Here is a 14,993-nt window from a genome sequence, read left to right as displayed (position 1 = left end):
CCAGCACGGCGACCGTCGTCTCCGCCAAGTCGCCGCCGGCGGGCGCCAGCGCGGCCGCCGCGCTCGGGCCCCCGCCCGCCGCCCGGCCGCCCGTCGGCCCGGCATCCGGAGTCGGACCCGGTCGGCTCAGGTCAGCCCCAGTCAGACCCGGTCAGACCCGGTCGGCCGCGATCAGCACGTACTGGAAGGAGCCGTCCTTGTAGGACTCGATGAACGCCTCCTCGATGCCGGTGACCAGCGAGGTGGTGTTCCGCAGCTCCCAGTAGGGCAGGGTGTCCGGGGTCAGGTCGATGACTGCCTGGGGCACCAGGCGGTTGTCGGCCATCGCCCGCAGGTACTCGCGGCGGGAGTGGATGTTGCACTCGAAGTGCGCGTTGATCTGCGAGACCCACTTCGACGGCTGGCCGTACTTCGGGTTCCAGCAGCCGGTGATGGTCACGTAGCGGCCGCCGACCGCCAGCACCCGGGAGTGCTCGGCGAACAGGTCGTGCAGGTCGACGTACATGCTGGACTCGTTGTTCCAGGAACCGGCGACCGAGCCGTTCTCCAGCGGCATGTCGAGCATGTTGGCGACCCGGGAGCGGACGAAGTCGCCGATGCCCAGCTCGGCGGCACGCTTGTTGCCGAAGTCCGCCTGCTGGGTGGAGAGGGTCAGGCCCTCGACCCGGCAGCCGAAGCGCTGGTGGGCCATGACCATCGACCCGCCGCGGCCGCAGCCCGCGTCGAGCAGGGTGGAGTCGGCCCGGATGTCGCCGAGGTGGTCGAGCAGGACGTCGGCCTGGGCGGACTCCAGTCGGTGCAGCTCGGCGATGACCTTCTTCTCGCGCTCACTGTCGGCCGGGTCGCCGATCGCCGCCTGGTCGATCTCGCCGATGCCGTAGTGGTGGTGGTACAGGCCGTCGACGTCGCCCAGGCGCAGGTTCACCGGGCGCGCCTCGTTGTTCCAGTAGCGTGCGATGTCGCTCTGGTACGGAGTCGCCGGGCCGGGGATGGCGGTGCCGGGGGTGGTGAGGTCGTCGGTCAGGGACATGGGGGTCAACTCCATTGGTCTCATAGCTGGTTATCAGAAAAGGGGCGACTGCCGGCTCGGTCGTCACCAGAAATCGGTCGTTACCAGAAGTCGGGCAGGCTGTACCGGTGGGTGTTGGTCTGGTGCCAGTAGTGGTTGCCGTCGAGCCAGGCGGCCACCCCGCGCAGGAAGCGCACCAGCGTCGGCACCGGGCAGGCGACGGCCAGCGCGGCCGACTCCGCCTCGAAGGCGTGCATCAGGTCGTTGTGGACCTCGACCGCCTTGAGGTAGCCCTCCTGGCGCGAGACGCCCTCGCGCTCGGAGATCACCACCGGCAGGTTCAGGTGGAGCCCCGGACCGGCGAGCTCCTTGGTGTACGAGTACAGGTCGTTGACGATCGTGGTGGCGTTGCCGGCCAGCGCGATGATCCGCTGCATGGCGGGCAGCGCGTGCAGCTCGACGGGCAGCTCGTAGCCGCCGACGGTGTCGGTGATCGTGGGGCAGGGGCGGAAGTTGTTGAACTGGCGCATCGCCAGGTACTCCCACACCTCCGGGACGTGCTCGGCCTCGGCCCAGGAGGCCTCGGCCAGGTACCCCAGGTGCAGCCGCGCCATGTCGTGCCGGAAGCGGTCCGCCTGGGACGGCGTGGAGGCCCGGACGAAGTAGTCCATCGCCGAGCGGTACGAGCGCCGGGGCGCGTCCTCGGAGAGCGAGGCCTCCCAGGCCGGGTGGTACTCCGGGGTGGTGTGCAGCGGGTCCAGCGCGGTGTGCGCGAGCAGCAGGCGACTGCCCAGGCCGACCGGCGAGCCGCCGAGGTCCTCGCAGTAGCAGTCGTCCACCGCGTTCTCGGCGACCATCAGGCGCGCCGCGAGCATCAGGTGGTCGACGCTCGGCGCGTCGGGGTGGCAGGCCACCATGTAGCGCCCGGTGGAGAACCCGTCGAAGTCCTTCTCCCACTCCGGCGGGTAGAGCTCGACCTCGTCGATCGCCCAGGCCTTGATCTTGAGGCTGAGTGCCTCCACCCGGACCGGGTCGGGCTCGGCGATCGGGTGGTGGTAGAGCCCGGGGATGGGGTCGCCGGTCCTGGGCTTGCCGCCGCTCGGCGCGGCGGCGGCCGTGGCGGACGGGACGCCGAAGGTCAGGGCGGGGCCGGCGGGCAGGGCGGGGCCGGACGGCGAGGCGGGGACGGACGGCAGTTGGACGTCGGGGAGGACGGCCTCCAGCGCCGCGGCCGCGGCTGCCACGGCCTCCGCCGCGACCGCCTCAACCAGCGCGGCCTCGACGGCCGGGACGTCGACCGCCGGGGCGTCGGCCGCCGAAGCCTCGACCACCGCCACCTCGGCGGCCGGAACCTCGGGCGCCGCGATCTCGGGCGCCGACGTCGGCGGCCTCAACTGCAGCCCGGAGGTGCCCAGTCCGGTGGGACCGCGCAGGATCCGGTCGATCGCCGGGGAGCTCATCGGCCCACCGCCGGGGCGTGGACGGGCCCGGGTGGTGTGCCCGTTCTGGTGCGCAGGGGCATGGAGCCTCCTCTGAGGGGGATCGCCTGGTGTGACGGGTCGTCATCTCGCCCGCCGCGACGGGGAACTCCACGCCGCGGGCCCCGTCTCGCTCGGTTCCCCACCGTAGGCGCGAAAGCCCGTTCCGGATCGCAACGGACGATCTTCTACACCCGATAGGGTGAACGTTCCGGCTGACGGCGTTTGGCCGCGCCCCTGTCATGCATCGGCCCGCCTCGTGCCCCGGGCTGTGGTTCCGCACCGGGCGGCCCCGCCCGCCCCGGCCTCCGCGTCAACCTGCCGCCACCACCCGTGTCCCGCGCCGCCCGGCGGCGTTCCGCCCGCCGTGGCGGGGCCCGTTCGATTGCGGACCGAGGTCGCGACGTTGACCGCTTGTCTACCCCGGGCTGCTGAGGTGTGGGCATTTCGTCCCGTCCCCGAGCAGAGAAGGAATGCCATGCGCACGAACCCACGAGAGCCCGCCGAGCAGGGGGCGACGTGAGGGCCGCCCCGCTCCCGTTCCGGGTGGTCGGACTGATCACCACGATCGCCCTGCTCACCACCTGCCTGGCCATCGTCGAATTCCTCTCCGCGCCGCCCGCCCATGCCGCCATCAGGGACCGCGTGATCAAAACGTGGAACATGCAGGGGGCCAACGACGAGGGCGCCGAGAACAAGTGGCGGTCGTTCGTCTTCAATCAGAACGGCGGACTGGCCGACCGCGCCATGCGCGACGGGGACGTCGTGGTGCTCCAGGAGGCCGGTGACCGGCCCGCCGCCGCCATCGTGCCTCCGGCCAACGTCGCGCAGGTCCCGGTCGACAACCTAGGCGACCCGTCAAATCCGTACGAGTTCTGGTACAACGTCGGCAGCGACACCCGACCGGAGTACCGCTATGTCTACTGGATGCAGTCCTACGGCGACGACGGGGACGCCGAGCACGACGACAACGGAGCCCCGGTCTTCCGACGGCCGGGCCGGGTCAATCTGGCGATCGTCACCCGGCAGCGCCCGGACCGGTTGGTGGTCATTCCCCGGCCGAACGACCGGCTCCGACCGCTGCTGGGAGTCCAGTTCGGCAACGACATCGTGTTCGACATCCACGCGTCGGCGAGTGGCGGCGGTGATGCCGTGCGTGCCATCAGGGAGGTACGCCAGTACGCAGAAGCCCGCGGATTGGACTGGGCGGTCGCCGGCGACTACAACCAGATCCCGCAAACACTGCGGGACCGCCTCACCGCAGGAAACATCACCCGGGCCCAGGCCACCATCTACCGGCCTGCCATGTGGACTCACCGCTACAACCCTGATACCGGCGCCCCAGCTCGTGAACTCGACTACATGGTGGCGGGGACTCCAGGTCAGAATCGCATGATCGGCGTTCTCGCCGATCAGGGAGCCGTCTGGCCGTCCGACCATCGCCCGGTCGTGTTCGGGCTGCCCATGGCCGCACGCGGGATCGACTGGTCCGCTGTGATGAGCTATCCGCACCGCAGCGACGGCGACCTCCTGGAGATCGCACGCGACTCGGCGGGCCCCGGTGCGCCTGCGGACCACGCGCGGCAGAACTGGACCACGTCACAGGATTGGGTGCCGGAAGGCATCACCGACTACGGCGGAGGGATCCTCTACTCCCACCTGAAGAACCTGTACACGGGACTGTGCCTGGCCGTGGCCGTCGACGCGGCGACCAAGCCCACCGTCCGCGTCGAGGCGAACAGCGACAGCACCGCCCGCCCCCTGCGGCAGGTCTCTTGTGACGGCCCGGGAGACGAACTGCTGTGGCGCTACGACAGCGGCAACCTGTGGAACCGTACGGGCGTGATCGCGGCGCCCTCCACCGCCATCGGCGGCCCCGAGACCAAGGAGCTGTACGGGATCGCGCCCGGCCCGTCCCCGGCGCCGCTGTGGAACCAGTGTGGCTGGCGGGTCACCTCGGGCAACATCGACGCCCCCGGCTCCCCGATCGCCTTGGAGTCCAACGGGTGCTCGGACGGCTCCACCCCGGGTGCGGGCACGGCGCGTCCCACCCGCGGGGTGGACGCGGCCGTATCGGTGGTCGAGAACGAGGTCTACTTCTTCCACGGCTCGAAGTACGCCAAGGTGAAGGTCGATCCGAAGACCGCCGCCAACGAGATCGTCGGCGGCAAGGACAACGGCACCCGCAGCATCGCCGACGACTGGCCGGCGCTGAAGGGCACCCCGTTCGCGGACCGGGTGGACGTCGCCGTGGCCGTCCCGGACCGCAAGGGCGACGTCTTCATGTTCAGCGGGAACCAGTACGTCTACCTGCGGAACGTCGACCAGGGCCCGGGCAAGGCGACCCGCGCCCACGACGTGTGGGACATCTGCACCGGCTGGACCAGCCTCTGCTCGACACCCGAGCTGAAAGCCCTGTTCGAGAAGGGCATCGACACCGCCCTGTCCGTCCGGGACAACGAGATCTACTTCTTCCGCGGCGGTCAGTACGTGCTGGTGAAGGCCAACCCCGGGTCGGTCGACCAGGTGATCAACGGCCCGAAGAGCATCGCCGACAACTGGCCCAGTCTCAAGGACGCCGACTCACGGCTTCCCGAGGCGCACTTCACCGACGGGCTGAACGCCGCCTTCGGCCTTCCCGAGTACGAACCGGGCTGGTTCACCAAGGTCGTCTGCGGCGTGATCGCCGCGGTCACGATCGTCTTCTCCGGTGGTGTCTTCCTCGTCTCGATCGCAGCCGGCGCGCCGCCGGTCGGCGGGGTGATCACCGGCCTCATCGCCAGCGGCGGAATCCTCCTCGCCAAGCACTTGTGCGACTACCGCCCCGGCACCGGCTTCATGTTCAGCAGCAACGACTTCGCCAAGATCAGCATCACGCCCGGCACGCTCGACGACAAGCTCATCGGCGACCCGGGCAGCGTCTGCGCCACCTGGCAGAGCCTGTGCGGCACGATCTTCACCGCCGGTGAGAGCGCCGTCACCTTCCAACTGGCCGACGGCAGGACCACCATCGGCCCCGCCACCGCCCCGCCCGTCGACCCCCACCCGGAGGCCCCTGCGCCGTTCAGCACCGCCGCCGGCGACCAGCCGCGCTGCCGCCCCGACGGCATGGTCCAGACCCCAGGCGTCAACACCCCGTACTGCCTGGCCTACGACGACCAGGGCCGGGAACTGCTCGGCACCGACCACTCACGCCGCGCCGTCGGCTACTACACCAGCTGGCGCACCGGTTCCGACGGGCAGCACCAATACCTCCCGGCCAACATCCCCTGGGGCCAACTCACCCACGTCAACTACGCCTTCGCCCACGTCGGCCCGGACGGCCGGATCTCGGTCGGCGACACCACCGACCCCGGCAACCCGGCCACCGGGCAGACCTGGCCGGGCGTGGCGCTCGATCCGGGCCTCCCGTACCGGGGCGAGTTCAACCAGCTCACCAAGATGAAGAAGCTCCACCCCCGGGTGAAGACCCTGATCTCGGTGGGCGGTTGGGCCGAAACCGGTGGCATCCTGAAGCCCGACGGCAGCCGGTCCACCACCGGCGGGTTCTACTCGCTGACCACCAACGCCGACGGCTCCGTCAACCAGGGAGCCATCAACACCTTCGCCGACTCCGTGGTGGACTTCCTCCGCAAGTACGGCTTCGACGGCGTGGACCTCGACCAGGAGTACCCGACCGCCCTCCCGGACACCGGCAACCCGCTGGACTGGGCCGTCTCCAACTCCCGCCGCAAGGGCCTCACCGCCGGGCACACCGCGCTGGTGAAGACGCTGCGCGAGAAGCTGGACCGGGCCGCGGCGGCAGACCAGCACTACTACCTGCTGTCGGCGGCCGTCTCCGGCTCCGGCTACATGGTCCGCGGCATGGGCGCCTTCGAGGCCCTGCGCTACCTCGACTACGCCAACGTCATGACGTACGACTTCCACGGTTCCTGGAACCAGTTCGTCGGTCCCAACGCCCCGCTGTACGACGACGGGCGGGACGCGGAGCTGGCGGGCGCCGGGATCTACGACACCGCCAAGAATCCCGAGTACCAGGGCATCGGCTACTTCAACACCGACTGGGCGCAGCACTACCTGCGCGGGGCCCTGTCGGCCGGCCGGATCGTGCTCGGCGCGCCGTACTACACCCGCGGTTGGACCGGAGTGACCGGCGGGACCGGAAACGGCCTGTGGGGCACGGCCGCGCTGCCCGCCCAGGGGCAGTGCCCGCAGGGCACGGGCAGCAACGGCGGCAGCGTGCCGTGCGGTTCGGGCGCCAAGGGGATCGACAACCTCTGGCACGACGCCAATCCGGACGGCAGCGAGCTGGGCGCCGGGTCGAACCCGATGTGGCACGCCAAGAACCTGGAACGGGGCGTCGCGCCCTCCTACCTGGGCGTGTACGGGCTCAAGGCCGATCAGGTGTCGGGGTACGCCCGGAACTGGGACGACGCGACCAAGTCCTCCTGGCTGTGGAACGACCGGACGAAGACGTTCCTGTCCACCGAGGACGAGCAGGGCATGACCGCCCTGACCCAGTACGTCAAGGACAACAACCTGGGCGGGGTGATGATGTGGGAGCTGGCCGGTGACTACTCCTGCCCCGACCAGGGCGAATGCGGCCCGGGCTACACCCTGACCACCCAGGCCGACCAGCAGTTGCGCGGCGCGGGCCCGTACGGCAACACCGTCGCGGCCGGGTCCTCGGTGACCCTGCCGGGCCAGGTTGTCGACGTCACGGCGCAGTTGGTGGACTTCCCGACCGACGTCAAGGACATGTGGCCGCTCCAGCCGAAGCTGCGGATCACCAACAACAGCGGGGCCGCCCTGCCCTCGGGCACCGAGATCTCCTTCGACATCCCGACCTCCGCGCCGCCGTTGCTCAAGAACGAGGCGTGGCAGGAGATGAAGGGAGCGGTGCAGCCGGGCCGCACCGGCGGCAACCGGGGCGGGCTCGGCGCGGCCTTCCACCGGGTGACGATCAAACTCGGGTACTGCGAGGACGTGCCGCCGGGCAAGTCCCGGGACATCGGCATCAAGTACTACCTACCGATCACCGGACCGGCCAACACCACCGTGAAGATCGGCGACCGGACCTACGGGTCGACCGGGGACAACCGCCAGGGCGTCACCACCGTCACCCCGCAGGCGGCCGACGGCGGCCCCGGCTGCCAGGCCGACGCCTGGGGCGCCGACCGCACCTACAACCCGCTGTGGGCGCCGTTCGCGCTCTGGAAGGCCGACGACAAGTGGCGTGTCCAGGACATCAACAGCGCCAAGTCGCAGCCCGTCCAGACCAGCAACGTGCTCGACCACCCCAACGGGTGGAACCGCGCCCACCTGGTCGACCTCCAGCTCGGCAACGCCAACCAGTTGTGGACGGTGGTCGAGGACGGCGGGCCCGGCTGGTTCCGCTTCAAGAGCGGTACCGGCGGGCACGACCAGTGCCTCGGCGCTGACACCCGGCTGAGCGACCTCACTGTACGGGACTGCGACAACTCCGCCGGGCAGTGGTGGCGGCTGTACACCGTCGACGACAGCGGGAAGTCCACCGACCTCTCCGGCGGGATACCGGCCGACGGCAAGGCCTTCGGCATGCGGTCGTACTCGGGGTTCGTCGCCGAGCCGCGCAACAGCTCCGCCGACCCGGGCACCCGGGTGCTGGCGGGCGACCCCGACGGCGCCACCCGCACCGTCGTGTCCTACAACGGCTCCTACTGGAAGGCCAAGTGGTGGACCAAGGGCACCGCGCCCGACGCCACCGACCCGAACAACCCGTGGACCAGGCTCGGCTCCACCGGCTGACACCCGCTCCCCGCACCCCCTCGAACCACGCCCGCCCGGCGGCCGACCCCGGCCGCCGGGCGGGTCCGTGCCCCAGGCGGGTCCGTGTCCCGGGCGGGTCCGTGTCCCGGGCGGGCCGGAGTCCGGGCGTCCGCGTAAGCGGGAGCAGAATGGGCGGGGCGCCGTGAGACGAACACGGCCGGGAAGGAAGACCAGCGCATGGAGAGCCAGGCCCGCAGCCGCACCGAAGTCGTCGAGGACCTCATGGAGCGCTTCCCCGACGTGCCCCCGGAGGCGGTGATCAAGGAGGACCTGCTGCGCGGCGGAATGGCCTTCGACGAGTCCGCCCTCAGCGGCAGCACCGGTGCCGACGGGGGCGGCGAGGTCAAGCCGAAGTCGTACTTCATCTTCTCCTTCGACCACCGCACCCTGCCCGAGCTGGGCGCCGCCGCCCTCAACCGCCCGCCGGAGGAGATCGTCCTGACCGGCGGCCCGTACGGGCTGCGCCGCACGGTGGTCTCGGTGCGGGTCAACCCGGACTCCCCGTACCGGGTCCGGGCGGGGGACGACGGCACGCTCGGCCTCCACCTGGACGGCGCGCGCATCGCCGACGTCGGCCTGCCGCCCATGCCCGACTACTACCGGCACACCCTGGCCAACGGGAAGTCGGTGATGGAGATCGCCCCGACCATCCAGTGGGGTTACCTGATCTACCTCACGGTGTTCCGGGTCTGCCAGTACTTCGGCGCCAAGGAGGAGTGCCAGTACTGCGACATCAACCACAACTGGCGCCAGCACAAGGCCGCCGGGCGCCCGTACACCGGGGTCAAGCCGGTCGAGGAGGTGCTGGAGGCGCTGGCCATCATCGACGAGCACGACACCGCCCGCTCCTCGAAGGCGTACACCCTCACCGGCGGCGCGATCACCTCCCAGGTCGGCGGCAAGGACGAGGCCGACTTCTACGGCCAGTACGCCAAGGCCATCGAGGAGCGCTTCCCCGACCGCTGGATCGGCAAGGTCGTCGCCCAGGCCCTGCCCCGCGACGACGTCCAGCGCTTCCACGACTTCGGCATCCGCATCTACCACCCCAACTTCGAGGTCTGGGACAAGCGCCTCTTCGAGCTCTACTGCCCCGGCAAGGAGCGCTACGTCGGCCGCGACGAGTGGCACCGCCGCATCCTCGACTCCACCGAGGTGTTCGGCCCCGAGAACGTCATCCCCAACTTCGTGGCGGGCGTCGAGATGGCCGCACCCCACGGCTTCACCACCGTGAACGAAGCCATCGCCTCCACCGAGGAGGGCCTGCGCTACTTCATGTCCCACGGCGTCGTCCCCCGCTTCACCACCTGGTGCCCCGAACCCACCACCCCCCTCGGCAAGGCCAACCCCCACGGCGCCCCGCTGGAGTACCACATCCGCCTCCTCCAGACCTACCGCGCCACCCTGGAGGAGTTCGGCCTCTCCTCCCCGCCCGGCTACGGCCCCGCCGGCCCGGGCAACGCCGTCTTCTCCGTCAGCTCCTTCATGGACTCCCTGACGAACTGATCCGCCCCGAAGGGCCCGGCCAACCGGACACTGTTGGTAAATAGCTGGGCCCCGGCCGTGACGTCGGTCTTCGCCACTTGGTAGTGGGTGGTGAGGACCGATGTTGCGTCTGGGGAGGGTGTCGGTGCCGCTGCACGGAAGCGGGCGGTCTGTCCGGGGGCACGCTGGCGATGCGGTTGCGTGACGAGTTCGGAGGCGCCTTCGACGGTGAATCGTTCGTCGCCCTGTTTCCCGACAAACTGCTGACAGCCTGCCAGCAGACGAATCCGTCACCGTGACCCAGCACGCTCGGCCCGGGATCTGTCACCTCATCCACCGGCCCAGTTGGAGGCGGCGCGGTAGCGGGCGGCGAGCTTGTCGAACTGGATTGCGATGGCTCGGGACTCTTGAGGCGGCGAAGCATCGTTCGAGTGTCCGCCGTACACGTCCGCTCGCAGGTGCGCCAGCCCTCGGTCTGCCCGAGGCGGGCTGGCCACCGAAGCCCACCTTGTGGTCGGCGGCCGTGGTGCACCCGGCTCACCACGTCGTCGTGGACCGGGACATGATCCGGGAGGCTTCGCCCAGTTGCTGCCCGCCTCAACGTGCCAACCGCTCGGCGAGGGTCTGTCACGGTCCGTGTCGTTCAGGGAGATCACGCCACGGAACCCCGGTCTGCAGCTGACTGTCGCCGGGGGCGGCGACTCAGGAATCGGCGTTGGGGGCTTGGCGGGGGGCACGGAAGAGGCACCCGATGGCGGCGGCGAGCACGATGACGGCGACGACGACGAGGGAGGCCGACAGGCCGCTGATGAAAGCGTCCTTGACGGCCTGCGCCAGGGCGGGGCCCTGCGCGCCGGCGTGTTGAGCCACCTGCAGGCCGGCGGCTGCGGAGTCTCGGACGGAATCGGCGGCATGGGGCGGGAGTTGGTCGATGCTCGCAGGAAGGGCGTCGCGGTAGTGGCTGCCGTAGACGGAGCCCATGAGGGCAATGCCGATGGCGGAGCCGACTTCACGGGTGGTGTCGTTCATCGCGGAGGCCACGCCTTGCTGACCGCGGCCCAGCGAGCCGGTGATGGCGGCGGTTCCTGCGGCTCCGGTCAGTCCGATGCCGAGGCCGCACAGGATCAGCCCGCCGAGGAAGGGCAGGTAGCCGGAGTCGGCGTGGATGCGGGAGATTGCGAACAGGCCGCCGCTGAGCAGGGTCAGGCCGGCGACCATGACGGCTTTCATGCCGAGCCGGGTGACGAGGTGGGGGGTGACGTGGGAGGTGGGCAGGACGACGACAGCGACCGGCACGAGCGCGACGGCGGCCTTCAGGGGGCTGTAGCCGAGGATGAGTTGGAGGTACTGCAGGCCGACGAAGAAGAACCCGAACACGGCCATGAACTGCACCAGCACGGTGACGGCGCCGGCGCGGAATCCGGGGATGCCGAACAGGTGCGGGTCGAGGAGCGGCTGGTCGTTGCGCAGTCCGAAGAAGGCGTACGCGGCGAAGCCGACGACGGTGACGGCCAGGGTGGTGACGACGGCGGGTTCGGTCCAGCCCTGTTCGTTGCCCTCGATGATGGCGAACACCAGGCAGCCGATGGCGACGGCCGTGCAGGTGGCGCCGATGACGTCGGGCCGGTGGGGGTGCGGGTCCATGGTGTTGGGGGCCAGTGTCGCCGCGGCAGCCCCCGCGACCACGGCGGTGATGGCGCTGGCGACGAAGATGGAGCGCCAGGAGAACTGCTCCAGCAGGGCGCCCGCCGCGAGCATGCCGATGATGGCACCGGCCGCGGCGAATCCGGACCACACCGCGACGCCCTTGGCGCGCTGCTCGGCCGGGAAGGCGGCGGTGATCGTGGACAGGGTGCCGGGCATGATCATGGCCGCGCCGACGCCCATGATGATCCGCCACACGATCAGGTGGGTGGTGGTGTCGGAGAAGGATGCCGCGAGGGAGGCGGCGCCGAAGACGACGGTGCCGGCGACCAGGACGTGGCGTCGGCCGATGCGGTCGCCGATCGCGCCGAGCGGTAGGACGAGTGCGGCAAGGGCGACGGTGTAGGCGTCGGCGATCCAGGTGAGTGAGGCGTTGGTGGCGGACAGGTCCACGGCGAGGTCGGGCAGGGCCAGGTTGAGGGCCGAGACGGAGGCGACCACCAGGACGAGGGCCAGGCACATGGAGAACAGGACGCCGCGATGGCCGGCCCGGCCCCCGGCGGCCTCCTCCGATGCTTGGAGGGGAGTGCTGGGAGATGTCGTCATCGTGGGTCACGTCCTTGGGTCAGGGTGGCCGGTCAGTGGTGAGGCGGCGAGCCTCGTCTCCGATGAGAACATCAACTTCGATGGGATCATGCATGATGGGGCGCGCCCTGGTCGACCGTCACCGTTTCGGGGGCGCGGAACCCATGGGGCTCGGCCTGGGGGCCGTGATGGCCTCGCGACGTCATGCGCGGGCGGCGGGAGCGCCGGTGCGAAAGGTGACGTCGTCGCCGGCGAGCTGGGCTTCCAGCCCGCCCGCGCTCGTATGGAGGGCGTCGAGGTGGAGGCCCTGGGGGATGTTGTGCAGGGGGATCGGCTGGTCGAAGATCTTCGCGAACAGCTGCATCCCGGCGTCGGGCAGGGTTCCGGACGCCAGGTGGAGGTCGGTGAAGACGATGGTGTTGCCGACGCCCGCAGAGACCTTGGCGGTGAGGGCGCCGGCCCCGACCAGGGGCAGGAGGACCTGCGCGTCGACGTAGCCGGGCCGGTCGCCGGCGGTAATGCCGAGGCCAAGGGCACTGGAGAGGTCGTCGTAGGACAGGAAGTCGCTGGCCTTGGCGGAGTCGGCACGGGCCGCCTGCCCGTCGTCCGACTGCCGCACGCCGGTGAGGTCGAGGTCGAGGCGGGTGACGGGCAGACGGCCGTCGGCGGGGTCGGCGGGTATGCCGTGGGCGGTGATGCCGACGTGGTTCAGGCGTCCGGCGACGACCTGGCTCAGGATGGGAAACCATCGATGGTGACCTGGGGCGCGTGAGTGATGCCGGTGGCCTGCTGGAAGGCATCGGCAGTGCGGTGCTGGACATACTGGGCAACTTCGCGGTCGGCCCCGGTCGCACCGAGCGCGAGGGCCGTGAGGGCCGTGAGGGCCGCAGCGGCGGCGAGGACGGGGTGACGGCTCGCCGCTGCGAGGGGCATGACGGGCACGGGGGCTCCTTGTGGACAGGCGGGCATGGTGCGCCCGCACGTTGTTGCTGACCCACAGCGGGCTTTGGGCCCGATGCCGTACACGCTCGGCCACCGACGCTCGGCCACCGACGCTCGCCGCCGTCGCGGCTGCGGGAGGCCGCGTGCAGCCGCAGTCCTCGTCGGAGCGCGGCACGGGGATCTGCGTCGCGACGGTTCACGCTGCGACGGGGCTTTGGCGGCGTTCGCACATCCGCAGGTCGGGGCCGAAGCCGGGCTGGTGCAGTGCCTCGGCGTCGGACGCACGGCGGGTGAGGGCGATCACTTACTCGGTGTCGCCGCCGTCCGCTTGGCCGCCGCTTCGCGATCGTCGTGATCCCGCCCGCTACGGCCGGTCTGCGGTGGACGCGTTGAGCACGTCCGTGTCCCTGCCCAGGGCGGTGGTCTGCTGCCTCATGGTGGCCTCTGGCTCGGGCTCGGCGGACCAGTGGTGCTGCGGGGCTGCGGCCTGGGCCTTCCGGCCGAGGCGCGGTGCGATCGCAGCGCAGGCTATGGCGGCGACCGCCAGAATCGCTGCGATGACTTCCATCGCGGAGGTGAAGCCGGACATGAAGGCGTCGCGGACGGCGGCGGCCAGCGCGGGCCCCTGGGCGCCGAGGTGGGCCGCGACTTCGAGTCCGCCGGCGGCGGAGTGGTGCACGGTCTCGGCGGCCTGGGCGGGCAGGCGGGACAGGCCGTCGGGCAGTGCGGAGCGGTAGTGGCTGGAGAACACCGAGCCCATCAACGCGATGCCGATCGCGGAGCCGACCTCGCGGGCGGTGTCGTTCATGGCCGAGGCCACCCCCTGGCTGTCGGGGCCGAGGGAGTCGACGATGGAGCTGGTGCCGGTGGCACTGGTCAGGCCGATACCGGCCCCGGCGAGGACCAGGGCGCCGAGGAAGGGCAGGTAGCCGCTGTCGGCGTGCAGGCGGGTCAGCCAGAACATGCCGCCGGCCAGGCACAGCAGGCCTGCGGGCATGACCGCCTTGACGCCCAGGCGCTTGGCCAGGCGCGGTGTGACCACTGAGGTGGGCAGGACGACGGCCGCGACCGGTATCAGCGCGACCGCGCTGTGCAGCGGGCTGTAGCCGAGAATCAGTTGGAGGAACTGCAGGCCGACGAAGAAGAACCCGAAGACGGCCATGAACTGCACCAGGATCGCCAGCGTGCCCGCGCCGAAACCGCGCAGCTTGAACAGGCGCGGGTCCAGCAGCGGGTGGCGGCTGCGCAGGCCCAGGACCACGTAGGCGGCCAGCGCCACCGCGGCGACCGCGAACGCGGCGAGGACCTCCGGGCGGCTCCAGCCCCGGTCGTTGCCCTCGATGATCCCGTAGACCAGCGCCCCCACCGCCAGTGCGGTGGTGGCCGACCCGGGGAAGTCGAAGCGCTCCCGCAGCGAGCTGCGCGTCTCCGGGGCCAGCAGCAGCGCGGCGAGCGCGCACACCGTGGCGGTGGCGGCGCTGGTCCAGAAGATCGACTTCCAGGAGAACCGCTCCAGCAGGCCGCCGGCGGCGAGCATGCCGATGATGGCCCCGGCCGCGGCGAAGCCGGACCAGATCGCGACCCCGCGGTCCTTCCTGTCCTTGGGGAGGACCGCGGTGATCGTCGACAGGGTGCCGGGCATGATCATGGCCGCCCCGAGGCCCATCACCACCCGGCACACGATCAGGTGCGAGGTGGAGGAGGAGCAGGCCGCGAAGACCGCGGCTGCGCCGAAGACGACGTTCCCGACGATCAGGACCTTGCGGCGCCCGATCCGGTCACCGAGCGCGCCCAGCGGCAGGACCAGCGCGGCCAGCGCCACGGTGTAGCCGTCGGCGATCCAGGTCAGCGCCGAGTTGGTGGCGCCCAGTTCCACGGCGAGATTCGGCAGCGCCAGGTTCAGTGCGGAGACCGAGGCCACGACCAGGACGAGGGAGAGGCACATGGCGAAGAGCACGCCGCTCTGGCCGCCACGACCTGTTCGGGCAGGGGGGTTGCTGCACTCGAGCATCTTCATGCCCTCATCGTAAATGATGATTTCATCA

Annotated in this window: 8 protein-coding genes; 2 read left to right on the top strand and 6 right to left on the bottom strand. The window is 70.7% G+C overall.

Annotation, left to right across the window (positions count from 1 at the left end; genetic code table 11):
* Nucleotides 1-151: 151 nt before the first annotated feature.
* Complete coding sequence (locus ABTY61_RS38825) at nucleotides 152-1,030, bottom strand: geranyl diphosphate 2-C-methyltransferase (protein ID WP_350509928.1); 879 nt, start codon at nucleotides 1,028-1,030, stop codon at nucleotides 152-154.
* 80 nt (nucleotides 1,031-1,110) lie between these two features.
* The gene (locus ABTY61_RS38820; RefSeq protein WP_350509927.1) at nucleotides 1,111-2,469 is read right to left on the bottom strand and encodes a family 2 encapsulin nanocompartment cargo protein terpene cyclase; all 1,359 of its coding nucleotides are present in this window, start codon (nucleotides 2,467-2,469) and stop codon (nucleotides 1,111-1,113) included.
* A 537-nt stretch (nucleotides 2,470-3,006) separates the two neighbouring features.
* On the opposite strand from ABTY61_RS38820, the gene ABTY61_RS38815 reads away from it, so the two are divergent.
* Nucleotides 3,007-8,274, top strand: a complete 5,268-nt coding sequence (locus ABTY61_RS38815) for a glycosyl hydrolase family 18 protein (protein WP_350509926.1) — start codon at nucleotides 3,007-3,009, stop codon at nucleotides 8,272-8,274.
* A gap of 198 nt (nucleotides 8,275-8,472) precedes the next feature.
* Nucleotides 8,473-9,798: a radical SAM protein gene (locus tag ABTY61_RS38810; RefSeq protein ID WP_350509925.1), complete on the top strand. Its 1,326-nt coding sequence runs from the start codon at nucleotides 8,473-8,475 to the stop codon at nucleotides 9,796-9,798.
* Nucleotides 9,799-10,479: 681 nt separating this feature from the next.
* On the opposite strand, the gene ABTY61_RS38805 is transcribed toward ABTY61_RS38810, so the two are convergent.
* From ABTY61_RS38805 to ABTY61_RS38790, 4 genes are all read right to left on the bottom strand, one after another.
* Nucleotides 10,480-12,027, bottom strand: coding sequence for an MFS transporter (locus tag ABTY61_RS38805; protein WP_350509924.1), 1,548 nt, complete (start codon nucleotides 12,025-12,027; stop codon nucleotides 10,480-10,482).
* Between the two features lie 181 nt (nucleotides 12,028-12,208).
* Nucleotides 12,209-12,703, bottom strand: coding sequence for an LmeA family phospholipid-binding protein (locus tag ABTY61_RS38800; RefSeq protein ID WP_350509930.1), 495 nt, complete (start codon nucleotides 12,701-12,703; stop codon nucleotides 12,209-12,211).
* 35 nt (nucleotides 12,704-12,738) lie between these two features.
* Nucleotides 12,739-12,948 carry a hypothetical protein gene (locus tag ABTY61_RS38795; RefSeq protein ID WP_350509931.1) on the bottom strand — a complete coding sequence of 70 codons (210 nt, stop codon included), beginning with the start codon at nucleotides 12,946-12,948 and terminating at the stop codon, nucleotides 12,739-12,741.
* A 364-nt stretch (nucleotides 12,949-13,312) separates the two neighbouring features.
* Nucleotides 13,313-14,965 (bottom strand): MFS transporter, encoded by a 1,653-nt coding sequence (locus tag ABTY61_RS38790; RefSeq protein ID WP_350509923.1) that lies wholly within the window; start codon nucleotides 14,963-14,965, stop codon nucleotides 13,313-13,315.
* Nucleotides 14,966-14,993 lie beyond the last annotated feature (28 nt).

Origin of the sequence: Kitasatospora sp. NPDC096128 (assembly GCF_040303105.1) — a bacterium.
Classification (GTDB): Bacteria; Actinomycetota; Actinomycetes; order Streptomycetales; family Streptomycetaceae; genus Kitasatospora.
The sequence above is the reverse complement of the archived record's forward strand: the minus strand, read 5'-3'. Positions and strand labels throughout refer to the sequence as shown.